Consider the following 745-nt stretch of genomic DNA (forward strand, 5'->3'; position numbering starts at 1 on the left):
ACTTCGTGTCGAGGCCGTCCCGAATCACGCGGGGCCTGGCCCAGCCCCACGGGCGCAACCGGCCACCACAATCAGGGCACGCCACGCGCCCGACCAGCAGGTTCGACTCGACAACAGCAGGATCATGACTTACCGTGAGCATCAGCGCGGCCTTACGCGTTAGAACGGCCCGGCGTGATCCTTCAAGATTGCACGCCGGGCCATTTGTCTATCCGGACATCGTCAGCCTGACGCCGCCGACGAACCGATACCAAATCCTGACGCGCTAAAACCCATCGTCACCGGGGAAGACGCCCACATCGTCACCCCGAGAGACGTTCAACAGCAGGGCGTCGCAATGATGACGATTCGGGCGGGTTGGTTCCACTCACCCGAGCAGGATGGGTATCAGCACAAGACAACCGTGGATGACAACGTGCATATCGAGAGCATCTTCGGCTCGGAGTCGAGGCCCTTCTGGGATCACTTTGTTGAACAGCGCAAGGTTGCGAACCTCATGGTCTTCCTCTTCGGGCGACCGCTGTCGTTCCGCGAGCACAAACTGCGCGATGACCTCTTTGCCTCACGAATGAACGGCGGTCGCATCTACGCGCATCCGCTGACCGAGATCATCAGTCGGAACACTTATCGCGAGCGGCTCACCGAAGTTCCGTCTAAGAAGGATCTTGGACGTCCGATCGCACACATGGTCCAAATCGGGGCCGAGGGACTTGCTAAATGGGCTGAGAATTACGCTATCTGGGAG

The 745-nt window shown here is 59.6% G+C and carries 1 protein-coding gene; it reads left to right on the top strand.

The features are described from left to right. Positions 1-337 precede the first annotated feature (337 nt). A partial coding sequence (locus tag JF66_RS20865; RefSeq protein ID WP_035880885.1) for a hypothetical protein occupies positions 338-745 on the top strand: 408 nt, incomplete at its 3' end.

The organism is Cryobacterium sp. MLB-32 (assembly GCF_000738085.1).
Taxonomy (GTDB): Bacteria; Actinomycetota; Actinomycetes; order Actinomycetales; family Microbacteriaceae; genus Cryobacterium.